Below are 23,902 nucleotides of genomic sequence, written 5' to 3'. Positions count from 1 at the left end.
TTTGTGAAAATCGCAAAAAAGATGAATAATCAAGCTATTTTATTGGGAACGATTCGGAAATCATTAAGCAAAAATTCTTCTATAATTGAAGAAATTGCTACCATTTTGCAAATCAGTTATGATGCTTCACACCGAAGGGTTTCGGAAAAAAGTAAATTTTCAATTGAAGAAACGGTAAAACTTTGCCAGCATTTTTCCATATCCATGGATAAAATATTTAGCCAAAACAACCAGAAAGTAATTGTCGAAAAAACAAAAGAAATTCAATCTTTAGCGGACTTGAGCTTGTACTTTAAGCAATCTGCCGAAAATTTAAAATCGTATGAAACCAGTTCAAAAATGTTTTATTCGGCCAAAGACATTCCGCTATTTTACACTATTGGCGGGACTTTACTGTCCAAGTTCAAATTATACGTTTGGATGAATTTATTGATTGCTCCCGAAAACCAGCAACGTTTTGAAAAATTTACCGTGGACCAATCGCTTTTAGAATACAGTTCGCAATTGCAAAAGGTTTACGAAAACGCCGAAGTGCATGAAATTTGGAACGATACCACCATTAACAGTACTTTACAACAGATTTTATATTTTTTCGAATCAGGATTATTGTCTCACGAAAATGCAACACTTTTATATGAAGATTTGAAAAATTTGTTGCATAAAGCCGAAGCAAAATCAAGTAAAAATGCGTCGAGTTATCACTTATATTATAACGAACTTTTGATTCTCAATAACAATGTTTTGATGTCAAATCTAGAAAAAAAGTCGCTTTTCGTTCCTTACACCATGCTCGGATATTTTATTACCGAAGACAGTTCCACTTGTAACAATGCTTCAGAATATTTTTTGCATCAAATCAAAAATTCAAAATCGTTGAACCTTTCTGGAACGCGTGATCGCAAATTATTTTTCAACAAGGCCAACCAAAAGGTAGATTTTTACCTACAAAAAATCAATACCACCGAATTCGATTTGTAAAAAAACAAACACCTGAAAAAAAATTTCAAAACATTTGTAACTTTTTTGCGTTAGCTTACGTATAACAATCTGAAACTAAATTTGAAGGAACAATTTAAATGAGACAACTCAAAATTACCAAGCAGGTAACAAATCGTGAGACTGCTTCCCTGGACAAATACCTACAAGAAATTGGTAAAGTTGACCTTATCACGGCAGATGAAGAGGTAGAATTAGCACAAAGAATTAAAGCCGGTGACCAAAGAGCTCTTGAAAAACTTACAAAAGCCAACTTGCGTTTCGTAGTTTCGGTAGCAAAACAGTATCAAAATCAAGGACTTACACTTCCAGATCTTATCAACGAAGGAAATTTAGGATTAATTAAAGCCGCACAACGTTTTGACGAAACCCGTGGTTTTAAATTTATTTCCTATGCCGTTTGGTGGATTCGTCAGTCTATTTTACAAGCATTGGCAGAGCAATCACGTATCGTGCGTTTGCCGTTGAACAAAATCGGTTCGATCAATAAAATCAACAAGATGTACGCTTTGTTAGAGCAATCTAACGAAAGACCACCATCTGCTGAAGAAATCGCCAAAGAATTAGACATGACCGTGAACGACGTTAAAGAATCCATGAAAAATTCTGGTCGCCACTTGTCAATGGATGCTCCTTTAGTGGAAGGCGAAGATTCAAACCTTTACGACGTATTGCGTTCAGGCGAATCTCCAAATCCTGACAGAGAATTAATCCACGAATCTTTACGTACCGAAATCGAGCGATCTTTGGAAACTTTAACCCCAAGAGAAGCCGATGTTGTAAGACTATACTTCGGTTTAGGCGATCAACATCCAATGACTTTGGAAGAAATTGGCGAAACTTTCGATTTAACAAGAGAACGCGTTCGTCAAATTAAGGAAAAAGCAATTCGAAGGTTAAAACACACTTCGCGAAGCAAAATTTTAAAAACCTATTTAGGCTAAAATATTTTCCATTTCGGAAATACCGCAACAAACAGTTTCAAAACTGTTCGTTTTTTGATTGATGATTGAAACTCCGGCTGATTACCGGAGTTTTGCTTTTTAAGGTAGCAAAACTCCAGTCTGTTCGCTATCGCTCGGGTATCCGGAGTTTTGCTTTTTAATGTTCAGGGTTGAAAATTCCAAATCAAAAAAATCCTGTAATCTGTGGCAAAAAGCCAAGCAAAATTCCGACAAATCTATTTGCTACTTCGCGCCTTTGAGAGAAACATTGCGAACATTGCGGTAAAAATAAAATCCGAAATTCGTACCTTTGCAAAAATTTTGAATATCCATCCTGGACTTTTGAATTTTCAATTAAACACACAACAACTACATCATGAAAAACACACTCATTGCACCATCGGTTCTTGCCGCCGATTTTGGAAATTTGCAACGCGACCTCGAAATGATCAATAGCAGCCAAGCCGATTGGTTTCACATCGACATTATGGACGGCGTCTTTGTTCCTAATATTTCCTACGGAATGCCGGTTTTAGAAACCATCCAGAAACACGCCAAAAAAACCATCGATGTTCACCTAATGATTGTTGATCCGGATCGTTATATCAAAACTTTTGCTTCGCTTGGCGCCAATGTTTTAAGCGTCCATTACGAAGCGTGTAACCATCTTCACAGAACGCTTCAAGCCATCAAAGCCGAAGGCATGAAAGCGGGTGTTGCCATCAATCCGCATACACCAGTTTCTTTGCTAGAAGATTTGATTAACGACATCGATGTGGTTTGTGTCATGAGTGTCAATCCAGGTTTCGGCGGACAATCTTTTATTGAAAATACTTACAAAAAAGTAAAGCAGTTAAAAGAAATTATTGTTCGCAATAACGCGGCGACTTTAATTGAAATTGACGGTGGCGTGACGAATAAAAACGCCAAACAATTAGCAGAAGCTGGAGCTGATGTTTTGGTTGCCGGAAGCTATGTTTTTAAAGCCGAAAACCAAATCGAAACCATTGCTGATTTGAAAAAAATCGCTTCAGTTTAAAATTTCAACATAAAAAGCAAAGCCTGCAGAAGTGTATTTTGCAGGCTTTTTTTATTTAAAAATTCGAAAATTATTGGTGATTGATCATGCGTTTTACCTTTTGAAATAAATCTGGGAAATGGTTTTCGAAGTCTTTTGGTGATTCAAAAAAATGTTCTAAAATTACCGCCAGAAATTCATACTGATTTTCAAAGGCATATTTGCGGAAATAATTTTTTTCGATTAAACTGGTAGTAAAATTTTCATCCTTTAATAATTTGGTAATCGAGGTAAATTCGTCGAAAAAAATGCTGGCATTCACATCACGACTTTTGATGGAATGCAAGTGAATCACATGGGCAAATTCGTGCAAACCCAGATTTACATTGTCGTTGGCAGATTGATGACCTTCGATAAAATGTTGCCACGAAAAAGCAACAGTTTTCATCTTAGGATTAAATTCACCTTTGTGATGCGTTAGGTTTGTTTCGGAAAAATAAATATCCGGATAAATCACGATGGTTTTTAAAAGTCCGGTTAAGTAATTCCGGAAGCCAAAGGTAAGCATGACATAAGTTCCGGCGATTAAAAATTTCATTCCTGCCGTGACTTCAATATCTTTTCCAATGAATTGATGCCGTTTTAAAAAACACTTAACGCGATTCTCAAAATAGCGTTGTTTTCTAGGTGACAATCTTTTATAAAACGGAAATTCTTTGAGCATAAAGGATTTTTGCTCCGGCGAAAATTTGGATGGGAAAAGATAAAAATGAACTAAAAGTGGTTTTTTGAATAGGATGGCGTAAGCCGGTTCAATGAATTTGATGAACGCCAAAGCGATTAATACAAACCCGACAAAAAACGCTAAAATGGTGGAACTTTCCATAAAAAATTTCAGAAGGGTTAAGATAGAACTAATTTGCGGGATTGAAAAGTTTTAATGTGGAAAATAAAAAAAACCGTAAAATCAAAAGTTTGATTTTACGGTTGTGACCCCGGAGGGATTCGAACCCCCAACCAACGGAGCCGAAATCCGTCATTCTATCCAGTTGAACTACGAGGCCATTTTAGGATTGCAAATATAGCCGATTTTTAATGAGAAATTAGTTTATGACAATAATTTTTTAACGATGGTGGAGATTGTTTTTCCATCGGCTTTGCCGGCTAGTTGTGCTGAAGCCAATCCCATTACTAATCCCATGGCTTGCATTCCCGATGCGTTATTTTCGGCGATAATTTTAGAAACTACTGCTTCAATTTCGGTTTCGGATAATTGTGCGGGAAGGAATTTTTCGATGATGGCGGCTTGTTGAATTTCGGGTTCTGCGAGGTCTTCGCGTCCTTGTTCTTTGTAAATGTTAGCCGAATCTTTGCGTTGTTTTACTAATCTTTGTAAAAGTTTGATTTCGTTTTCTTGTGAAATTTCTTCTTTTGATCCGGTTTCGGTTTGGGCTAATAACAATGCGGATTTTACAGCTCTTAAGGCTTCAAGACTTAGGGTGTCTTTGGCTCGCATTGCGTTTTTAATTTCGTCGTTGATTTGGTTTTGTAAGCTCATTGTATTTTTTTTTGATTGCCTAAAGTTTAAAAAATGCCTTTTGCTGGTTTGATAGCCCCGATTGAGGCGACTATCCTTTTTTGATTGCCTGGATTTTTCCGAGGCAATGAAAAAGATAGTGCCGAAAGCGGGAGTTTCGATTAAAAAATGCCCAAGCGATTGGCTCCATATTTTCGAAAGCGAAGATAAAAAAATAACCCGGAATTTCAATGAAAAATCCGGGTTACAGGGTTTTGGTTTGAGTTAGTTAATCCACATTGTCGTGAAGAAACGAGTTGTTGGAACGCAATTGTAAATCGTCGTTGCTGTCGGTTCCTAAAGACATTCGGGACTTGCTATTGTCTGCCTGTTTGCTGGTGAGGTCGATTCCCATTCGCTTGTAGGCTGGTTCTTTTTCGAATTCGTCAACGCGTGAAGGGTTGTTGTGGAATTTGTAATTAAATTCTTTCATTTTTGCTCTTCTCTCGTCGGCTCTTTTTTTCAGGGTTTGCTCGATTGTCATTTCTAATGGAGAAATTTCTTCGAAGCTTGGGTTGTTGAATTTTGGTGTTTCTACTTCTTTTACCTGAAGGTCGAGTTCTTTGTCGATTGGGGTTTCGGTTTTGGAAACTGGCTTTGATTGCATCAGTTCGTTTTCGATTTCCATGTAATCTTCCAAAGAATATTTGATAACGCCGTTTTGGTTTACTTCGGTAACGGGTACCACTTGAACAGGTTGGTTTACCTGAATTTCGTTAGTATCATCGCTTAAGTCGAAGAAAATCTTTTCTGGTTTTGGTGTTTCGGCTGCGGGTTTTGGAGCTGGAACATCAAAGGAGAAGGTGGTTTGTTCTTCTTCTTTTTTGTTGATAATAAACTGTGGTTCACGCACTTCCATTTCTCTTACTTCATCTGTTGTGATGTAAAATTCGTGTTCGCTGATTGGCGATACGATTTGAAATTCTACGTCGATGTTTTTGATGAATTCGGTAGTTTTCACTAAATCAGATACTTCTGCAACCGGTTCTGGTTTTGCAGGAATGATTTCTGGTTCTTCTAAAGAGAAAATTATTTTTTCTTCAACTACCGGAATTTTTTTTTCTTCAATCACTGGTGCTGTAAAGTCGAATGACTGAACGGGTTTATGAGATAAATCATGTCCCATTCTTTGCTCATCTTCAAGGGCATGAATAATTTTTTTCGGTTCTGTGTTTACGATTTCGGCTTGTTGTTCGATGTTGAAACCTGTTGCAATAATGGTTACTGCAATTGATTCGCCTAAAGATTGATCTTCGCCAACACCCATGATGATGTTTGCGTTGTATCCCGCTTCGGCTTGGATGTGATCGTTGATTTCTCCAATTTCGTCAATGGTGATTTCGTTGGTTCCAGAAACGATAAGCAACAATACGTTTTTGGCACCTGTGATTTTATTGTCGTTAAGCAATGGCGAATCTAAAGCGGCCACGATGGCTTCTTTGGCTCTGTTATCTCCAATGGCGGTTGATGATCCCATGATGGCGGTTCCGCTGTTAGACAATACGGTTTTAGCATCTTTTAGGTCAATATTTTGTGTGTAGTGATGTGTAATTACTTCGGCAATTCCCCTTGAGGCGGTTGCCAAAACCTCATCAGCTTTTGAGAATCCTGCTTTAAAACCAAGGTTTCCGTAAACTTCGCGAAGTTTATTATTGTTAATTACAATTAATGAATCAACTTGCTTTCTTAATCTTTCAACACCTAAAAGTGCTTGTTCTGAACGTACTTTTCCTTCAAATTGGAATGGGATGGTTACGATTCCTACGGTTAATATGTCACGTTCTTTAGCTAATTGAGCAATTACTGGTGCTGCACCAGTTCCGGTTCCACCACCCATTCCTGCTGTGATAAAAACCATTTTGGTATTGCTGTCAAGCATTTTTTCGATGTCAGCGATACTTTCAATTGCTGATTGTTGTCCTACTTCGGGGTTTGCTCCTGCTCCAAGACCTTCTGTAAGGTTTACTCCTAACTGAATTTTATTGGGAACAGCGCTATTTTGCAACGCTTGAGAATCGGTATTACAAACGATGAAATCTACTCCTTTTATTCCTTGTTGAAACATGTGGTTGATTGCGTTACTTCCGCCACCTCCAACGCCTATTACTTTGATTACATTGGATTGATTTTTAGGCAAATCGAATGCAATATTTCCAAAATCTGAGTTGCTTGTCATAATATTTGGTTTTTTTTTTAATTTCTTTTTCTACTTATTTTATTTGGCTGATACTACTTTATTCAGCATTATCTAAAAATTCTCTTATTTTCTCTAAATATTTGTCGAGGATTGATTTTTTTACTCTTTCTCCTTGACTTTTGTTTGGTGTCATTGGCGATTCGTGCACTTCTTCGGCTACAACCGGTTTTTCAACTTCCGGTTCCACTTCTGTTGCCACTGGAGCTACATAAACTGGTTTGGCAAGTTGTGGCATGTTTGGAACCGCGCTATTGGTATTATTTCTAACGGAATTCATTACCAATCCAACTGCTGTTGCATATAACGGACTTGAGATTTCTTCGTCAGAATTTCCTGCCAAATGTTCATTAGGGTAACCAATTCTGGTGTCCATTCCTGTGATGTATTCCACCAATTGCTTGATGTGTTTTAGTTCCGAACCACCTCCGGTCAATACAATACCTGCAATTAACTTTTTACGTGGATCTTCGTGACCATACGCTTTGATTTCGGCAAAAACTTGATCGATGATTTCTACGACACGTGCGTGGATGATTTTCGAAAGGTTTTTTAAAGAAATTTCTTTTGGTTCTCTTCCTCGTAATCCCGGAATTGACACAATTTCGTTGTCTTTATTTTCACCTGGCCAAGCAGAACCAAATTTTACTTTTAATAATTCGGCTTGCTTTTCGATGATGGAACATCCTTCTTTTATATCTTCCGTAATGACATTTCCTCCGAAAGGAATAACAGCGGTATGACGAATAATTCCGTCTTTAAAAATAGCCAAATCTGTTGTTCCTCCTCCAATATCAATCAAAGCAACACCTGCCTCTTTTTCTTCCTGACTCAAAACCGCATCTGCAGAAGCCAACGGTTCTAAGGTTAATCCCGAAAGATCTAAACCAGAACTTTTGATGCATCTTCCAACATTTCTGATAGAAGCTGCTTGACCTACCACAACGTGAAAACTTGACTCCAATCTTCCGCCATGCATACCAATTGGTTCTTTTATTTCGCTTTGACCATCAATTTTGAATTCTTGTGGTAAAACGTGAATAATTTCTTCGCCTGGAAGCATTGCTAACTTATGCACTTGATTCACTAACAAATCAATGTCATTGTCGCTAATTACTTCGTCAGGATTATTTCGGCTGATGTAATCGCTGTGTTGTAAACTGCGGATGTGTTGTCCGGCGATACCTACCACTACATCTTTAATTTTATATCCAGAATTTTCTTCTGCTTCATGAATTGCTTGTTGGATGGATTGAATGGTTTGAGTAATATTATTTACAACACCACGAGCCACGCCAAGGCTTTTAGATCGTCCAACGCCTAAAATCTCCAGTTTTCCATACTCATTTTTCTTTCCAATCATTGCGACAATTTTTGTGGTCCCAATGTCTAAACCTACTGCAATGTTCTCTTTTTCCATAACTTAATTTTTGGTGCAAACAACTTGTTGCGTGAACTTAAGATTTACTGTCTTATAATTTTTTATCAAAGTGTCTTGAACAGCCCGTTGAAAAAATGCTTTGTAATTTTTAAATTTCTTTTCGATGTTGATAGGTTTTCCAAAATCAATCACGTAGTTAAAATTACGCGAGCTCATTTTAAGGTTTCCGGACGGCAAAATGTTGACGCCAATGATATTTTTTTGTAAAAAATCATCATCATGAATGGTTTGTAAAACCCGAGTGATTTTTTCATTTTTTAACTCGTGTAAAGCACCACTTATCAGCGGAACTCGCGCTGAAAAATTATCCGAAACAGGCATTCTACCACCTTGATAATCAACATAAAAAGAACTATTATCGTTAAACACTCTGGCAACTGGAGTTTTCTGCTCCACCACAGCTTTTAACACACCATCAACACTCACATATACCTCTGTTTTTTTAATCATATTGTGACTGTTGAGCTTTTTCTCCAAATTACTCAAATCTAATTCAACTTTTTTGAAGCCCAAACGCCCTCGATTTTTTTCTATTAACAATTTATTAACCGATTCTTTCGTTAAAAACGGATTGTTTTCTGACACAAACTCCACCTTAGTTTTTAAAATTTTTCGATTCTCATTTCTCTTTCCAGAAAATGAAAACAAGAAGATTGCCACACCAAAAATGACAAGCAATCTAATATTTGTCCAATTAAATTTTTTCATCTAAAGCGTTTTTAATTGGTTTGACCATCTCCCCTATATCACCCGCACCAATGGTAACAATTACGGTAGCATCGGTATTTAAAATTACGGAAATTAAATCGGTTTTTGCAATAATTTTCTTGTTATTATTTGTTATATTTTCCAACAATAAATGGGAAGTAATTTCTGGAATTGGCAATTCTCTTGCAGGATAAATATCAAGCAAAATCACTTCGTCAAATTGTGAAAGACTTTCAGCAAATCCTTGTAGAAAATCGCGCGTTCTGCTAAAAAGGTGTGGTTGAAAAACAGCTAACACTTTTTGCCTTGGGTATAATTCTCTAACGGCTTGATGCACAGCATTAATTTCTGTAGGATGATGTGCATAATCATCAATATAAACTAAATTATTTTTTTTGATTTGATACGAAAAACGCCTTTTGACGCCTTTGAAAGTAGCTAAAGCTGCTGCGATATTTTCTGCCGAAACTCCGTAGGTAAATGCCATGGCATAAGCCAAAAGTGCATTTTGTAAATTGTGTTTCCCGGGAAGATTGAAAGCAACGTTTCTGAAAATTCTTGAAGGCGTTGCCACATCAAAGAGGTAACTGCCGTTTTCAATTCTGACATTATGGGCGAAAAATTTTGGAGTAGCGTTCGGCTGAATGGTTTCGCCTTTAACTGCTACATCAACGGTAATGCCTTTCAACGGAAGACCTTCAATGACAAATAAATTATTTTTGTTGGTTATTTTTTCGGAAAATTCTACAAACGACGCCTCGATTGCAGTAGCATCTCCATATATATCCAAATGATCCGCATCCATTGAAGTCACGCAAGCAATATTTGGATGAAGGTGTAAAAACGAACGGTCAAACTCGTCGGCTTCTACAACCGTTACCGTTTTTCCTGAACCAATTAAATTTGAATTATAATTTTCTACAATTCCACCTAAAAAAGCGGTAACATCTACGCCACTTTGGTGTAAAATATGTCCGAGTATACTGGAAGTTGTGGTTTTTCCGTGTGTTCCGGCAACGGCAAAACAAAAAGTGTCTTTGGTAATAATGCCTAAAACTTCGGCACGCTTTTTAATCGTAAAACCTTTTTCTTTAAAATATTCCCATTCTGAAAGTTGTTTTACTGCTGGAGTATAAACTACAAGTGTATTTTCAACCGTATAATTTTCAGGAATTAAACTAATATTATCTTCAAAATGAATTTGCATTCCGTCAGCAATCAATTCATCAGTCAACATAGTTGGCGTTTTGTCATAACCCGAAATATTTTTTCCAATGTTTTGAAAATAACGAGCCAAAGCACTCATCCCGATGCCTCCAATACCGATGAAATAAACGTTATGTATTTGATTGAGATTCATTTTTTTTTGTTTGCTAGTTTCTGTGTTTTCAGAGTACCTTTCACTGAAACTTTTTTATGTACTTTATTGAATTAATTTTTCTATTTCGTCCACGATGTCTTTTGTGGCATTCGGTTTCGCTAATTTTTTTATGTTTTGACTTAAGCTAATTTGTAAATTTTCGTTGTTTAACAAGTGGCTAAATGTTGACGTAAATTTTTCGTTTAGTTCATTTTCTTTCAACATCAAAGCACCGTTTTTATCCACAATGGCTTTAGCATTTTTAGTTTGATGGTCTTCGGCTACATTCGGTGACGGAATGAAAATAACTGGTTTTCCTACCAAACAAAGTTCTGAAACCGACGAAGCTCCAGCCCGAGAAATAATGTAATCTGCGGCAGCATAAACCAAATCCATTCTGTCGATAAAAGCTTTTACCTGAATTTGATCATCGGAATATTTTTGATAATCTTCGAAATAAAATTTCCCGCACTGCCAAATTACCTGCACATCTTGGTTTTTAAAATTTGGAATTTCTTGCTCAATCAATTGGTTAATTCGGCGAGAGCCTAAACTTCCGCCAAGAACCAAAACTGTTTTTTTATTTTCTGAAAGTCCAAAATATTGAATGCCTTCTTGTTTTTTATTTTCAATATCTAACAAATCCTGACGAACGGGATTTCCGGTTTGTATTAATTTATGCGCCGGAAAAAATCTTTCCAAATTATCGTATGCCACACAAATTTTATGTGCGGTTTTACTCAACCACTTGTTAGTGATTCCCGGAAAAGAATTTTGTTCCTGAATTACCGTGGGAATATCAGCAAATCCAGCAACACGAAGCAACGGACCACTTGCAAAACCTCCGGTTCCGATGACAACATTTGGTTTAAATTCTCTAATAATTTTTCGTGAAGCCAGTAAACTATCGAATAGTTTGACGGGAAAGATAGCGTTATCAATGGTGAATTTTCGTTGCAAACCTGCGATCCACAAACCTTTGATAGGATAACCTGCTTGTGGCACTTTTTGCATTTCCATTTTATCTTTGGCACCCACAAAAAGAATTTCGCAATCCGGAAAACGCAATTTTAATTCATTGGCTATTGCAATTGCAGGATAGATATGTCCTCCGGTTCCGCCACCACTTAGTATGAATTTTAACTTTTGCATTTTATTTTTGTTTTATTCTTTTTGCGTACATTAAAATGATTTTAAGATTTTTTTTTACAGAAAATCAAAATTCTCAAATCCTATACCTTAAATCACTTCCCTATCACGGCTTTCATAGGGTTATCCGAATGGTCTTCGACGGCATAACTTTTTTCAACTTCTTCGTTAGTATATTGTTTTGTGGTTTCCAAAATTTCTTCGGTTTCACCATTTATTTCTCTATCAATCAAACGTTGCAAAGCTTCTTCGCGTTGTTCTTTTTCGGCTAATTCTTGTGCAATTTCTTCTTCTTTTTTGGTGACACTTAAAATAATTCCCAAAGAAATACAGGTCATCCAAATTGAACTTCCTCCGGAACTAATTAAAGGCAAAGTTTGTCCGGTTACGGGAAGCAATTCTACCGCAACACCCATATTGATCAAGGCCTGAAAAACGATGGGGAATCCAAGCCCTACGACGAGTAATTTTCCAAATAAGGTGTTGGCTTTATGTGATGCAATCAAAAACCGAATGAACAAAATGAGATAAAGCGACAAAATTAGAATGGCGCCAATTAGTCCGTGTTCTTCAACGATAATAGCATAAATAAAATCTGAAGAAGATTGCGGTAGAAAGTTTTTTTGCACGCTTTTTCCAGGACCAAGTCCGTAAATACCACCTGTGGCTATGGCAATTTTTGCTTTCTCGATTTGGTAAACATCTTCGTCCGGTTTGTCACTTGTGAAGTTTTCCACACGGCTAATCCAAGTATCTACACGGTTTGGAAAGGCATCTGGAAACGCTTTGGCAAGCAAAATAAAAAATGTGAGGAAAATGATTCCGGCGCCTAAAATAATTCCGATGTATTTTACGGGATATTTTCCTACGAAAACAAGCATCAAAACCATTGAGAAGATTAATGCGGTTGTAGAAAAGTTGGCCGGAAGAATTAGTGCTAAAATGGCAAATACTGGTAACCAAAGGTTGATTAATGATTGCTGAAAAGTATCTTCGACCTCTCGTTTTTTAGAAAGATAACGCGAAACATATATCATTAAAATCATAAACGCCATGGTAGAAGGCTGGAAACTAATTCCTACGAAAGGGATTTGTATCCATCTACTTGCGTTAGCACCACCAATGGTTTTTCCTTGAAATAATGTGAAAGCTAATGTCGCAAAAGCGATAAACATTAATGGCGTTGCCAATGCTTTATAATAATGATAAGGAACTTTGTGAACCCAATATACCATTAGAAAACCAATACCTACGTGAGCAAAATGTTTCACTAAAAAGCTAACAGTATTGCCCGAACCATTTGCTCCATGTGCCAAGTTACTACTTGCGCTATAAACTGGCATAAACGAAATCAACGCCAAAAGTGCGATAAACGCCCAAATGACTTTGTCTCCTCTTAAATTGTTTATTAGTTCTTTCATAACTTGGTTTATTTTTTAGCAGGACGCCCTAGCCCCGATTACAGCGGAAATCCTTTTCTCTCGCTCTTTTTGCGAGGGAAAAGATTGTAGCGGAAAGCGGGATTAGCTCCAAAAAAATCATTCTATAAATTTTGCACGGCTTGCTTAAATTGCCTTCCGCGGTCTTCATAATTTTCAAATAAATCGAAACTTGCACAGGCAGGCGAAAGCAAAACTATGTCGCCACTTTCTGCCATTTTTTGAGCATATCTCACTGCGTCGTTCATGTTTTGAGCTTCGATCATTTCGTCCACAACATCGCCAAAAGCGTCGATAATTTTGGCGTTATCAATTCCTAAACAAATTATTGCTTTTACTTTTTCACGAACCAAAGGCATGAGTTCGTTGTAATCATTTCCTTTGTCAACACCTCCAACAATCCAAATGGTTTGAGCATTCATACTGTCTAAGGCAAAAAACGCCGCATTAACATTGGTGGCTTTAGAATCGTTGATGTATTGTACATTTTGAATTTTTAAAACTTTTTCTAATCGATGTTCAACCCCTTGAAAATCAGAAAGACTCTCGCGAATGGTTTGTTTTCTGATGCGTAAAAGTTGGGCAACAGTTGTGGCTGCCATTGCATTTTTTACGTTGTGTTTTCCTTCTAAAGCTAATTTGTCGGTTGGCATGGTAAATTGGTGGTTATTGATGTTGATATTAATGGTTTGGTCTTGGCAAAATGCACCGTTTTCAATAATTTTTGTCATCGAAAATGGTAATAATTGCGCTTTGGTTTTATTGAGTTTGAGCCAATTGGTAATGGTTTCGTCATCGGCATCAAAAATTAGGTAATCTTCATTGGTTTGGTTTTCTGTTATTCTAAATTTGGCTGCAATATATTTTCCATAATCATAATCGTAACGGTCTAAATGATCCGGACTGATGTTAGTGATAATGGCAATGTGTGGTTTGTAATTGATTATTCCGTCTAACTGAAAACTGCTCAATTCCAAAACATAGACATCGTGTTTTTCATCGGCTACTTGCCAAGCAAAACTTTTTCCGATGTTTCCTGCCAATCCTACATTTAATCCAGCTTGTTTTAGCAAATGATAGGTAAGCATTGTGGTGGTGGTTTTACCGTTACTTCCGGTAATTCCCACGGTTAAAGCTTTGGTGTATTGGTTGGCAAATTCTATTTCGGAAATGACCGGAATATTTTTTGCCAAAATCTTTTTTACCATTGGCGACTTTTCCGGAATTCCCGGACTTTTCATCACTAAATCGGCATTTAAAATTAAATCTTCGGTGTGCTTTTCCTCTTCCCATTTAATTCCATTAAGGGTAAGCACTTCCTTGTAATTATTTTTTATTTTTCCGAAGTCAGAAAGAAAAACGTCATAGCCTTTCTTCTTTCCTAAAATTGCGGTTCCAACCCCGCTTTCTCCACCTCCTAAAATGACCAATTTTTTTTGCATGTTATCTCAATTTTAGGGTTACGATGGAAAGAATGGCTAATAAAATTCCTACAATCCAAAAACGGGTTACAATTTTACTTTCGTGGTAACCCTTTTTTTGATAATGGTGATGAAGTGGCGACATAAGAAAAATTCTTCTTCCTTCTCCAAAACGTTTTTTGGTGTATTTGAAATAGGAAACTTGTAGCATTACTGATAAATTTTCTGCCAAGAAAATACCGCAAAGCACCGGAATCATCAATTCTTTTCGAACAGCAATGGCCAGAACAGCAATGATTCCGCCGATGGTTAAACTTCCTGTATCTCCCATAAAAACGGATGCCGGATAGGTGTTATACCATAAAAATCCTACCAAAGCTCCCACGAATGCTGCAATGTAAACCGTCATTTCACCGGAATTTGGGATGTACATTATGTTCAGATAATTGGAAAAAATAATATTTCCGGAAACAAATGTGAGAATCCCGATGGCAACTACGGTGATGGCGGAAGTTCCTGCAGCAAGACCATCAATTCCATCGGTTAAATTGGCGCCATTTGAAACCGCTGTGATGATAAAAATGACCACAGGAATGAAAATTAACCAAGCGAAATCCTTATAATCATTGCCTAAAAACGATAAAATTTCGGCGTAATCAAATTCATTATTTTTAAAAAAAGGAATCGTTGTTGCGGTAGATTTTTCTTCTAACGGAGCTGCCGAAACCGTTGTTTGATTGGTTGAAAAAATATTGGTGTTTCCGGTATCAGTTCTTACGGTAACAGCTGGGTGAAAGTATAAAACCGTTCCCACAATTAAACCTAAACCAACTTGCCCGATTACCTTGAATTTTCCTTTTAAACCTTCTTTATCTTTTTTAAATATTTTGATATAATCGTCAATAAAACCAATGGTTCCCATCCAAAGGGTGGTGACAATCAACAAAATCACGTAAATATTATTCAGCTTCGCCAATAATAATACCGGAACTAACGTTGAAAAAATAATAATCAATCCACCCATTGTTGGCGTTCCCGCTTTTTCGTTTTGTCCGGCAAGACCTAATTCTCGAACGGTTTCTCCTACTTGCTGGCGACGCAAAAAGTTGATGATTTTTTTTCCAAAAACTGTTGACAACAACAATGATAGTATAATTGCAAGTCCTGAGCGGAACGTGATGTATTGAAAAACACCGGTTCCGGGAACGTCTAAACTGTTTAAATATTCAAAAAAGTAATAAAGCATAGTTTCTTTATTTGTTCAGTTGTTGTAAAATTTGGGTTACTATTTTCATATCGTCAAAATCGTGGCGAACGCCGTTAATTTCTTGATATGTTTCGTGTCCTTTTCCGGCAATTAAAATTATATCGCCTGAATTTGCCAGTTGACAAGCCGTTTTGATTGCTTGTTTTCTATCAATTATTGAAAGTGTTTTTTTATAATTTTGAGCTTCGACTCCTTTTTCCATTTCTTCAATGATGGTTTCCGGATTTTCGGTTCGGGGATTATCTGAAGTTAAAATGGCTTTGTCGCTTAAGGTTGAAGCAATGTTTGCCATCAAAGGTCTTTTGGTTTTATCTCGATCACCACCGCAACCTACAATTGAAATTAATTGTTCATTTTTGGTTCTGATATCGTTAATGGTATTGAGCACATTTTCGAGCGCATCTGGCGTGTGGGCATAATCGACGATTGCTGTGATATTTCCCTCTGAAATAATAAATTGAAATCTTCCCGAAACGCTTTCTAATTCTGATAATAACCTCAAAACCTCAATTTCTTCTAAGCCTAATTGAACAGCAGTTCCGAAAATTGCCAACAAATTATAAGCATTGAACGTACCTATTAATCTTACCCAAACTTCTTGTCCGTTAATTTTCATCAATAGTCCTGACAATTGGTTTTCGAGAATTTGCGCTTTGTAATCCGAATAGGTTTTTAAAGCATAAGTCAACTTTTTGGCTTGTGTATTTTGTAACATTACCAAACCATTTTTATCATCGATATTGACCAAAGCAAAAGCATTTTTGGGCAAATGATCAAAAAACGATTTTTTGACATCACGGTACTCGGCAAAAGTTTTGTGGTAATCTAAATGATCGTGCGAAAGATTGGTAAAAACACCTCCGGCGAATTGCAAACCTTCGGTTCTTTTTTGTGCAACACCGTGTGAACTCACTTCCATAAAACAATATTCCACACCAACGTCGTTCATTTCACGCAAAAATTTATTGATGGTAAGCGAATCAGAAGTGGTTAATAAGGACTTGTATTCTACCTCATCCACCACATTTTTTACGGTAGAAAGCAATCCCACTTTGTACCCCGCTTTTTTAAACAATTGGAACAAAAGTGATGCAATGGTGGTTTTTCCATTAGTTCCAGTAATACCAACCAACTTGAGGTTTTGCGAAGGATTATCATAATAATTGGAAGCCATAAATGCCAAAGCCGCATTGGTATCTTTTACCAAAATATAGGTTACATCCGGCTGAATATTTTTTGGAAAAACATCGCAAATCACTGCAACTGCTCCATTGTTTACAGCAGTTTCGATATAATCGTGACCGTTAGCCAAAGCACCGCGAATGGCAACAAAAGCATCACCAGAAGCAATCTTTCTGGAGTCGAAATCAATTTTATTGATGTTAACTTCAGTGCTTCCTTTTACCGCTTCGATGGCAACTTTATACAATATTTCTTTTAACGATTTCACGATAATTCTAATATTATGGTTTTATTTTTTTCGATTGGATTTCCAGCCGGAATTGATTGTTTTTTCACTTTTCCTGAACCAATTATTTTAACTTTCATTTTCAAATTTTCAAACAATGCGATTGCATCCATTGCCGGCATTCCATGTACATTTGGCACTTTATGGCTACTGGTTAAGTTGCCGTAATTGGCATAACTTTTTTCCTGCAGATTTACTTTTTGCTGTAAATTTTTGATTTCATTAGTAGAAGGAACATCTGTAAAAATCTTTTGGGCGATTCTTTTAAAAACTGGTCCCGAAACGTCGGCTCCATAATATCCTTTACTTTTCGATGGCTTATGAATGATGACAATGCAAGAATATTTTGGGTTATCCGCCGGAAAATATCCTGCAAAAGATGAAGCGTAATACATGGCATCAGTATGCTTTCCTTTGCCATAATCCACTTGAGCCGTTCCGGTTTTTCCTGCCATAGAAAAATCTTTGGAATATAATTTAGAACCCGTTCCACGTTTTACCGTATTTTCTAAAATCGCTCTTACTTTTTTAAGGGTTTCATCCGAACAAATCTTCGGGTTAATAATTTGTTTATCAAAAGATTTGATGGTTTTGTTCCAATTTTTTATTTCTTTTACAAAAATTGGTTTTACCATTTCGCCATTATTTGCCACAGCATTATAAACTGATAACATTTGCAAAGGTGTAACCGAAACGTTGTAACCAAAAGCCATCCAAGGCAAAGTGGTTCCGTACCAATTTGGATCTCCAGGTTGCGGCACAACAGGTCTTCCTTCTCCAGCAAATGGCAATCCTAACGGTTTGTTCAATCCATAAGAATTAATGCGATCGATAAATTGTTTCGGGTTATTTTTATAATTTTCATAAACCGCCTGAACCAAAACTGTGTTGGACGAAACCTCGAAACCTCTAGCTAAAGAAATTTTGCCATAACCACCCTTTTTTGAGTCTCGAACATGACGATTTTTAATCACGATGTCGCCGCCTTTGGTATCGTAAACATGGCTTGTATCTACTTTTTTATCATCGAGCAAAGCGATTAAATCAATTAATTTAAAAGTTGAACCAGGTTCATGTGATTCGGCAACGGCATAATTTATTTTTTCGTAATAATGACCGTCTGAAGCGCGACCCAAATTAGAAATCGCTTTTACTTCGCCAGTGTGAGATTCCATCACGACAACGCAACCGTGTTCGGCTTCATAAAATTCTAACTGCTTTAGCAAAGCATGATGTGCAATATCCTGGATGTAAACATCAATGGTTGAGACCACATCATAACCGTCTTGAGGTTCTAATTGATTATTATCGCTGATAGGTTTCCATTGGCCTTTGGCAATTTTTTGTTTCAAAATGCGTCCGTCTTTGCCATTTAAGTAATTTTCGAAAGCACCTTCGATTCCGATTCTGGTGGGTTTTCCGTTTTCGTCGAAACGTTCATAACCAATTGTTCTTTCGGCAATTTTACCAATAGGATGTTCTCTCACCGTTTTTTGTTCGGCAATTATTCCACCTTTGTTTGGGCCTAATTTAAAAAGCGGAAAACTTTTGATCCGCATATAATCAGTATAACTTAAGTTTCTGGCAACCAATAAATAACGGTTTTTGTTGGCTCGTGCTTTTCTAAATTCGTTTAAATAAAAAGAACTTGGTTTTCCCAAAAGAACCGCGAGTGAATCGGCAAGATTTTCGACATTTTTTTTGAAATGTTCTTCTTTTGGTGCAACGGCATCAAAACGAATATTGTAATTTGGGATAGAAGTAGCCAGCAAACTTCCGTCAGCTGAATAAACATTTCCTTTATTTGCCGGAATCACAAAGGTTTTCACGGTTCGCTGTTTGGCTAATTCGCGGTAATAATCGCCTTCAACCCACTGAATATTTGTGAGTTTAATAACGATTCCAACGGACATTACCAAAATTGCAAACGCAACCCAGTAAATTCTGGAAGAAATATTTTTTTCTTCTACTGCCATAATTTTTCAAAAAAGTTTTTTTCTTTTTTCTCTACTACTTTAATTTTTTTGGGTGGAACGGATGACGGAAAAATTCCTTTTGGTTCCATTTTTTGTGAAATAGTTGATTCCATTTTTAATTTCATCAACTCTGATCGACGGTCCACAAATTCTGACCGAAGCTCTTTTACTTCTTTGTCTAATTCTGTTATTCTGTAGGTTTTTTGTTCGTAATTGTGAGAGTTGGCAATCATCAGCAATGCTAAAAAAATTAAAAAGATGATGAACTGCCAGTTTTTTGCGGCGTCATCATTAATTAAAAATTTTGCTTTTAAGATGCTGTACATTCCTCCTTTCATTTTTTATTTATGATTTTTGATTTATGATTTATGATTTATGATTTATGATTTTGGCTCCAAACTTCTTACTTCAAACTCCAAACTCCCTACTCTAAACTCCTTACTCTAAACTTTTTCTGCGACTCTTAATTTGGCACTTCGGGCACGATTGTTAACGGCAATTTCGGCTTCGGTTGGCACAATTAATTTTTGAATAATTTTAAACGGAACTGTAAAATTCCCAAAAAAATCGCGTTCTGGTTCACCCTCGAACAAACCGTTTCGCATAAATCTTTTTACCAATCGATCTTCTAATGAATGATAGGAAATCACACTCAATCGACCGTTCTCTTCTAAAATTTCGAGCGATTGCTGTAAAAATTCTTTCAAAACTTCCATTTCCTGATTCACCTCAATACGAATCGCTTGATAAATTTGAGCTAAAATTTTATTGCTTTTATGAGCCGGTAAATATTTTGCCAATACATTTTTAAGTTGCTCAGTATTTCTTATCGGATTTTTTTCTCTGGCTTCCAAAATGGTTCTAGCCAAAGCAGGTGCATTTTTGAGTTCGCCATAATCGAAAAAAACACGTCGAAGCGAAGTTTCGTCGTATTCATTTACTACATGATAAGCCGAAAGTTCACTTTTTTGACTCATTCTCATGTCCAATAATGCGTCAAAACGGGTTGAAAATCCACGTTCGGCAACATCAAATTGATGTGATGAAACACCAAGATCTGCTAATATTCCGTCCACTTTTTTAATTCCGTGAAAACGTAAAAATCTTTTGATAAAGCGAAAATTCTCGTTTATTAGAGTGAATCGGTCATCGTTAATAACATTAGCAAGCGCGTCTTCATCTTGGTCAAAGGCAAATAATTTCCCTCTTGACCCTAAACGACTCAATATTTCACGGGAATGTCCACCACCACCGAAAGTGACATCCACATAAACTCCATCAGGATTAATGTTGAGTCCATCAACGGTTTCTTTTAAAAGTACAGGGTTATGATATTCCATTATTGTCATCGTTTAAATTTCCCATTACATCTTCTGCCAAATCTGCAAAATCGACATCGTCATTAGAAAGCGAAGCTTCATATAAATCTTTATCCCAAATTTCCACTATATTTATCGCTGATGACAGCACTAAATCTTTAGAAATATTAGCAAATACCACCAAATCTTTAGGGATGAGCAACCGGCCTAGACTATCAATTTCTACCATTTTTACTCCGGCAGTAAATTTCCTGATGAAGTCATTATTTTTTTTAACAAAGCGGTTGAGCTTGTTGATTTTTTCCATCATTTTATTCCATTCATGCATCGGGTATAATTCGAGGCAAGGCTGAAAAACCGAACGTTTTAAAACGAACCCATCGTTTAGCGAATCGGTCAATTGCTTCTTCAAAGGAGCCGGAATCATGATCCGTCCTTTGGCATCAACCTTACATTCGTATGTTCCAGTAATGGTATTCAACGAGTTACATTTTAAATTGTTCAATAGCAAAAATAAAAAAATTATTACCACAATTTACCACAATCTACCACTTTGTTAATAAGTTTTACCACTTGATAGGAAATTCTGACAAATATTTGAGGCGGTTTTTTTTTGAAGCATTTTAGCGATTATCAGTGTTAAAGCGATTTGGAGTTGATTTTGCAGCGAATTTGTACCTAAGACGAGTAAATTTTGCGTAAGTGGAATTTTTTAAAAAATAATAAACACCTGAAAGTCAACACTTACAAATATGAAAATGGATTTTAAAGCGAAGCATTATAATTTTCCCGATAAAATTATATATTTGTGTACCTCGTAGATGAGGTATCACACTATGAAAGAGAATTTAAAGAAAGACGGCAAATATACCTACTTTGAAGCTGGAGAAGGAACTCCAATTATCATTTTGCATGGCTTGATGGGAGGTTTGAGTAACTTTGATGGTGTTGCAGAATATTTTCCGAAACAGGGGTACAAAGTGGTTATCCCAGAATTACCGATTTATACCCAAAGTATTTTAAAAACAAATGTGAAGGCTTTTGCCAAATTTGTAAAAGATTTTATCACGCATAAGGGATACGACCGGGTGATTTTGTTAGGAAATTCTTTAGGAGGTCACATTGCATTGTACCATACGAAAATGTATCCTGAGAAAATGCTTGGACTTGTAATTACCGGAAGTTCAGGACTTTATGAAAGCGCGATGGGCGACAGTTATCCAAGACGTGGTGATTATGATTACATTCAGAAAAAAGCTGAAGATGTTTTTTATGACCCGAAAATTGCCACCAAAGAAATTGTGGATGAGGTTTATGCTGTGGCAAATGACAGAATTAAATTGATTAAAACCCTAACAATTGCCAAGAGTGCGATTCGTCATAACATGGCGAAAGATTTACCGAAAATGCATGTTCCAACTTGTATTATTTGGGGGAAAAACGATAAAGTGACACCACCGGAAGTTGCAGAAGAATTTCATGAATTGTTGCCGAATTCTTCCTTATATTGGATTGACAAATGTGGGCATGCCGCTATGATGGAACATCCGGACGAATTTAACCAATTGATGCACGACTGGCTCAAAAAAACCAATTTATAAAACTTGAAACCGTTTTCTGACAATTGAAAGCGGTTTTTTTATTTTAATTACCTTTGCCAAAATTTTTTTATGAAAGTTAACACGGCAGAATTTATCATTAGCAACAGCAACGTTGCCAAATGTCCCGCAGAAAGAATCCCGGAATACGCGTTTATCGGACGGTCGAACGTGGGAAAATCGTCATTAATCAATATGATTACGGGCAATAAAAATTTAGCAAAAACTTCTGCAAGACCAGGAAAAACGCAGTTAATCAACCATTTTAAAATTAACAGCAATTGGTTTTTGGTAGATTTGCCAGGTTATGGGTATGCCAAAGTTTCAAAAAAAACCAAAGAAGTTTTTCAGAAATTTATTACTGAATATTTCGAGAAAAGAGAACAATTAGTTTGCGCTTTTGTGTTGATTGATATTCGCCATGAAGCCCAAAAAATTGATTTGGAGTTTATCAATTATTTAGGTACGATTGAAGTTCCGTTTGGAATTATATTTACCAAAGCTGATAAAATTGGCAAAAACAAAGCAGAAACGAATGTTGCTGCTTACAGAAAAGCACTTTTGGCGAACAATTGGGAAGAAATGCCACCTTACTTTATCACTTCTTCAACCGAAGGAACGGGGAAAGACGCGGTTTTACAATATATTGATGACATTAACCAAGAGATGTTTCAGGATCAAAATAATTTTATTTAAAAAAAGCGGATTATTGAAAAATCCGCTTTTTTTATTTTTTAATCAAGTCCATTTTTTCGGCAAAATAATCGCAGAAATCACGCATGGTGTCTGCCATTTTTTCGTCTCCCGTTGCTCTCTGGAAATTATCTGCCATCGCCACTAAGCTTTGGTGATAGAATTTTTTCATTTCGTCCACCGGCATATCTTTTGTCCATAGATCAATTCGCATGGTTTCCTGAACATTGCTATCCCAGAAGGAAAGCATCATAGCTTTTGCTTGTTCTTTCGCAAGACCACCATCTTTTGCGGTCCAGAATAATTTTTCGGGCACTCGATTTTCATCAAGTTCTACGGTAATTTTTATGTCAGATTTAATGATTTTCGACATTATTTTTTGGGTTTGTATTTAGAATTTTCAAAAATTTCTTTTGCATCTTTTTGCAATAAGTCTTGCAAAGATACATCATTGTTTTTCATATAGGAGCGAACAATTTGCCAACCTATAAATTGCCCAATTCTTCCCGGAGATTCGTTATCAATTTCCAAATAAAATTTAGAAAACGGAGCCGGATTTACAAATCTTCCAGGTAATTTTGGGTCGTTGTCGTACAATAAATTTTCGTCCACAAAATAACGCCAAATGTAGCCTTCGTTTTCTTGAGACCAATTTAGTTCTTCATTGGTATAACCTATTTTATCAGCATCAGAAGCTTCCGGAATAATTTGATCTTTGAAATACAACATTTTTCCGTGGTAAATTAATAAATTAAGCAAATTTTTCTCCGTTGGTATTGCTGTTTTGGTTTCGGCGAAAGCCTGAACAACATCGGGCAAGATTTGATTTTTTTCGAAATTTTTTCTTTGGTATTGCGGAAAACCTTCGTAATAACGGTGGTCTTTACCGAGATAAACATCCAGAGAAATTAGGAGTAAAGTATCGGCATAAATGATACGAGATTCCACATCTACTTCAGAAATAAGTGTTACTATTTTAGGTAAATTGGTCTGCGGATAATAATACTTCAGGTGTTGAAAAGCGGATTCTAATTCAGTAGTTTCTGCGGAAAAATCGCCAAAAGTTTTTTGTACTTCGTCATGAACTTCGTTCAGCAAAGGATCTTTCTTTTTAGCAAGCCACACCTCGTCAGGTTCTCCAGCAGGAAAAAAATAGGGGAATTTAGCCTTAATTGCCGTTAATTCTGTTGGAGCCGATTCGTAGAAAATTTTATCAAACCGCTCTACCTCTAATTTTACCGGAACTTCTTCTATTTGTTTTTCGATTTTTGATTTTTTATCACAATTGACAAAAGCTATTATCAAAAAAAGCAATAATGAAATTTTCTTCATTTA

The 23,902-nt window shown here is 36.4% G+C and carries 22 protein-coding genes and 1 tRNA gene; 5 read left to right on the top strand and 18 right to left on the bottom strand.

What is annotated here, in order from left to right; all coding sequences use genetic code 11:
* The first annotated feature begins 21 nt into the window (after positions 1 to 21).
* The 3 genes from GV828_RS06045 (at position 22) to rpe (ending at position 2,979) form a co-directional block, all read left to right on the top strand.
* On the top strand, positions 22 to 978 hold the full coding sequence (locus GV828_RS06045; RefSeq protein WP_166536588.1) for a hypothetical protein: 957 nt from the start codon (positions 22 to 24) through the stop codon (positions 976 to 978).
* A 98-nt stretch (positions 979 to 1,076) separates the two neighbouring features.
* Positions 1,077 to 1,940 (top strand): sigma-70 family RNA polymerase sigma factor, encoded by an 864-nt coding sequence (locus GV828_RS06040; protein WP_007804760.1) that lies wholly within the window; start codon positions 1,077 to 1,079, stop codon positions 1,938 to 1,940.
* 376 nt (positions 1,941 to 2,316) lie between these two features.
* A complete protein-coding gene (gene rpe, locus GV828_RS06035; RefSeq protein WP_166536587.1) occupies positions 2,317 to 2,979 on the top strand; it encodes a ribulose-phosphate 3-epimerase in 663 nt (220 codons plus the stop codon).
* A 70-nt stretch (positions 2,980 to 3,049) separates the two neighbouring features.
* On the opposite strand, the gene GV828_RS06030 is transcribed toward rpe, so the two are convergent.
* The 16 genes from GV828_RS06030 to mraZ all read right to left on the bottom strand — a co-directional run bounded on the left by GV828_RS06030 (position 3,050) and on the right by mraZ (position 20,757).
* Positions 3,050 to 3,844, bottom strand: a complete 795-nt coding sequence (locus GV828_RS06030; protein WP_166536586.1) for a zinc-dependent peptidase — start codon at positions 3,842 to 3,844, stop codon at positions 3,050 to 3,052.
* Between the two features lie 104 nt (positions 3,845 to 3,948).
* Positions 3,949 to 4,022 (bottom strand) — tRNA-Arg (locus tag GV828_RS06025).
* A 44-nt stretch (positions 4,023 to 4,066) separates the two neighbouring features.
* Positions 4,067 to 4,516: a GatB/YqeY domain-containing protein gene (locus GV828_RS06020; protein WP_166536585.1), complete on the bottom strand. Its 450-nt coding sequence runs from the start codon at positions 4,514 to 4,516 to the stop codon at positions 4,067 to 4,069.
* A 247-nt stretch (positions 4,517 to 4,763) separates the two neighbouring features.
* Positions 4,764 to 6,710: a cell division protein FtsZ gene (gene ftsZ, locus GV828_RS06015; protein ID WP_166536584.1), complete on the bottom strand. Its 1,947-nt coding sequence runs from the start codon at positions 6,708 to 6,710 to the stop codon at positions 4,764 to 4,766.
* A gap of 58 nt (positions 6,711 to 6,768) precedes the next feature.
* Entirely contained in the window at positions 6,769 to 8,148 is a 1,380-nt protein-coding gene (gene ftsA / locus GV828_RS06010) for a cell division protein FtsA (protein WP_166536583.1), read from the bottom strand.
* 3 nt (positions 8,149 to 8,151) lie between these two features.
* Positions 8,152 to 8,877: a cell division protein FtsQ/DivIB gene (locus tag GV828_RS06005; RefSeq protein WP_166536582.1), complete on the bottom strand. Its 726-nt coding sequence runs from the start codon at positions 8,875 to 8,877 to the stop codon at positions 8,152 to 8,154.
* Entirely contained in the window at positions 8,864 to 10,237 is a 1,374-nt protein-coding gene (murC, locus tag GV828_RS06000; protein WP_166536581.1) for a UDP-N-acetylmuramate--L-alanine ligase, read from the bottom strand. The genes GV828_RS06005 and murC overlap by 14 nt, the downstream gene beginning before the upstream one ends.
* A 63-nt stretch (positions 10,238 to 10,300) precedes the next feature.
* On the bottom strand, positions 10,301 to 11,389 hold the full coding sequence (gene murG / locus GV828_RS05995; RefSeq protein WP_166536580.1) for an undecaprenyldiphospho-muramoylpentapeptide beta-N-acetylglucosaminyltransferase: 1,089 nt from the start codon (positions 11,387 to 11,389) through the stop codon (positions 10,301 to 10,303).
* Positions 11,390 to 11,481: 92 nt separating this feature from the next.
* The gene (locus tag GV828_RS05990) at positions 11,482 to 12,807 is read right to left on the bottom strand and encodes an FtsW/RodA/SpoVE family cell cycle protein (RefSeq protein WP_166536579.1); all 1,326 of its coding nucleotides are present in this window, start codon (positions 12,805 to 12,807) and stop codon (positions 11,482 to 11,484) included.
* A 122-nt stretch (positions 12,808 to 12,929) separates the two neighbouring features.
* Positions 12,930 to 14,267 (bottom strand): UDP-N-acetylmuramoyl-L-alanine--D-glutamate ligase, encoded by a 1,338-nt coding sequence (gene murD / locus GV828_RS05985; protein WP_166536578.1) that lies wholly within the window; start codon positions 14,265 to 14,267, stop codon positions 12,930 to 12,932.
* A gap of 1 nt (position 14,268) precedes the next feature.
* The gene (gene mraY / locus GV828_RS05980; RefSeq protein ID WP_166536577.1) at positions 14,269 to 15,492 is read right to left on the bottom strand and encodes a phospho-N-acetylmuramoyl-pentapeptide-transferase; all 1,224 of its coding nucleotides are present in this window, start codon (positions 15,490 to 15,492) and stop codon (positions 14,269 to 14,271) included.
* A gap of 7 nt (positions 15,493 to 15,499) precedes the next feature.
* Complete coding sequence (locus GV828_RS05975) at positions 15,500 to 16,963, bottom strand: UDP-N-acetylmuramoyl-L-alanyl-D-glutamate--2,6-diaminopimelate ligase (RefSeq protein ID WP_166536576.1); 1,464 nt, start codon at positions 16,961 to 16,963, stop codon at positions 15,500 to 15,502.
* Positions 16,960 to 18,957, bottom strand: coding sequence for a penicillin-binding protein (locus tag GV828_RS05970; RefSeq protein ID WP_166536575.1), 1,998 nt, complete (start codon positions 18,955 to 18,957; stop codon positions 16,960 to 16,962). The genes GV828_RS05975 and GV828_RS05970 overlap by 4 nt, the downstream gene beginning before the upstream one ends.
* Complete coding sequence (locus GV828_RS05965; RefSeq protein ID WP_166536574.1) at positions 18,948 to 19,295, bottom strand: FtsL-like putative cell division protein; 348 nt, start codon at positions 19,293 to 19,295, stop codon at positions 18,948 to 18,950. The genes GV828_RS05970 and GV828_RS05965 overlap by 10 nt, the downstream gene beginning before the upstream one ends.
* Positions 19,296 to 19,400: 105 nt before the next feature.
* A complete protein-coding gene (gene rsmH / locus GV828_RS05960) occupies positions 19,401 to 20,297 on the bottom strand; it encodes a 16S rRNA (cytosine(1402)-N(4))-methyltransferase RsmH (protein ID WP_166536573.1) in 897 nt (298 codons plus the stop codon).
* Positions 20,284 to 20,757, bottom strand: a complete 474-nt coding sequence (mraZ, locus tag GV828_RS05955) for a division/cell wall cluster transcriptional repressor MraZ (protein ID WP_166536572.1) — start codon at positions 20,755 to 20,757, stop codon at positions 20,284 to 20,286. Before mraZ ends, rsmH begins: the two co-directional genes overlap by 14 nt.
* Before the next feature lie 355 nt (positions 20,758 to 21,112).
* Here mraZ and GV828_RS05950 point away from each other — a divergent pair, with 355 nt between their 5' ends.
* Positions 21,113 to 21,877, top strand: coding sequence for an alpha/beta fold hydrolase (locus GV828_RS05950; protein WP_166536571.1), 765 nt, complete (start codon positions 21,113 to 21,115; stop codon positions 21,875 to 21,877).
* A 69-nt stretch (positions 21,878 to 21,946) separates the two neighbouring features.
* Positions 21,947 to 22,570: a ribosome biogenesis GTP-binding protein YihA/YsxC gene (gene yihA / locus GV828_RS05945; protein WP_166536570.1), complete on the top strand. Its 624-nt coding sequence runs from the start codon at positions 21,947 to 21,949 to the stop codon at positions 22,568 to 22,570.
* 31 nt (positions 22,571 to 22,601) lie between these two features.
* Here the strand turns inward: yihA and gldC are convergent, their stop codons facing one another.
* Complete coding sequence (gldC, locus tag GV828_RS05940; RefSeq protein WP_166536569.1) at positions 22,602 to 22,940, bottom strand: gliding motility protein GldC; 339 nt, start codon at positions 22,938 to 22,940, stop codon at positions 22,602 to 22,604.
* A complete protein-coding gene (gene gldB, locus GV828_RS05935) occupies positions 22,940 to 23,899 on the bottom strand; it encodes a gliding motility lipoprotein GldB (RefSeq protein ID WP_166536568.1) in 960 nt (319 codons plus the stop codon). Before gldB ends, gldC begins: the two co-directional genes overlap by 1 nt.
* Positions 23,900 to 23,902: the final 3 nt, after the last annotated feature.

The sequence above is a fragment of the Flavobacterium ichthyis genome, assembly GCF_009915155.1.
Classification (GTDB): Bacteria; Bacteroidota; Bacteroidia; order Flavobacteriales; family Flavobacteriaceae; genus Flavobacterium; species Flavobacterium ichthyis.
The sequence above is the reverse complement of the archived record's forward strand: the minus strand, read 5'-3'. Positions and strand labels throughout refer to the sequence as shown.

Coding starts and splice junctions, on each gene's coding strand:
- GV828_RS06040 (WP_007804760.1), top strand. CDS start 1,077: ATGAGACAACTCAAAATTACCAAGCAGGTAACAAATCGTGAGACTGCT.
- gldC (WP_166536569.1), bottom strand. CDS start 22,940: ATGTCGAAAATCATTAAATCTGACATAAAAATTACCGTAGAACTTGAT.
- GV828_RS05950 (WP_166536571.1), top strand. CDS start 21,113: ATGAAAGAGAATTTAAAGAAAGACGGCAAATATACCTACTTTGAAGCT.
- rpe (WP_166536587.1), top strand. CDS start 2,317: ATGAAAAACACACTCATTGCACCATCGGTTCTTGCCGCCGATTTTGGA.
- GV828_RS06030 (WP_166536586.1), bottom strand. CDS start 3,844: ATGGAAAGTTCCACCATTTTAGCGTTTTTTGTCGGGTTTGTATTAATC.
- yihA (WP_166536570.1), top strand. CDS start 21,947: ATGAAAGTTAACACGGCAGAATTTATCATTAGCAACAGCAACGTTGCC.
- GV828_RS06020 (WP_166536585.1), bottom strand. CDS start 4,516: ATGAGCTTACAAAACCAAATCAACGACGAAATTAAAAACGCAATGCGA.
- ftsA (WP_166536583.1), bottom strand. CDS start 8,148: ATGGAAAAAGAGAACATTGCAGTAGGTTTAGACATTGGGACCACAAAA.
- murG (WP_166536580.1), bottom strand. CDS start 11,389: ATGCAAAAGTTAAAATTCATACTAAGTGGTGGCGGAACCGGAGGACAT.
- mraY (WP_166536577.1), bottom strand. CDS start 15,492: ATGCTTTATTACTTTTTTGAATATTTAAACAGTTTAGACGTTCCCGGA.
- GV828_RS05965 (WP_166536574.1), bottom strand. CDS start 19,295: ATGAAAGGAGGAATGTACAGCATCTTAAAAGCAAAATTTTTAATTAAT.
- GV828_RS05990 (WP_166536579.1), bottom strand. CDS start 12,807: ATGAAAGAACTAATAAACAATTTAAGAGGAGACAAAGTCATTTGGGCG.
- rsmH (WP_166536573.1), bottom strand. CDS start 20,297: ATGGAATATCATAACCCTGTACTTTTAAAAGAAACCGTTGATGGACTC.
- GV828_RS06005 (WP_166536582.1), bottom strand. CDS start 8,877: ATGAAAAAATTTAATTGGACAAATATTAGATTGCTTGTCATTTTTGGT.
- GV828_RS05970 (WP_166536575.1), bottom strand. CDS start 18,957: ATGGCAGTAGAAGAAAAAAATATTTCTTCCAGAATTTACTGGGTTGCG.
- GV828_RS06045 (WP_166536588.1), top strand. CDS start 22: ATGAATAATCAAGCTATTTTATTGGGAACGATTCGGAAATCATTAAGC.
- murD (WP_166536578.1), bottom strand. CDS start 14,267: ATGCAAAAAAAATTGGTCATTTTAGGAGGTGGAGAAAGCGGGGTTGGA.
- ftsZ (WP_166536584.1), bottom strand. CDS start 6,710: ATGACAAGCAACTCAGATTTTGGAAATATTGCATTCGATTTGCCTAAA.
- murC (WP_166536581.1), bottom strand. CDS start 10,237: ATGAATCTCAATCAAATACATAACGTTTATTTCATCGGTATTGGAGGC.
- gldB (WP_166536568.1), bottom strand. CDS start 23,899: ATGAAGAAAATTTCATTATTGCTTTTTTTGATAATAGCTTTTGTCAAT.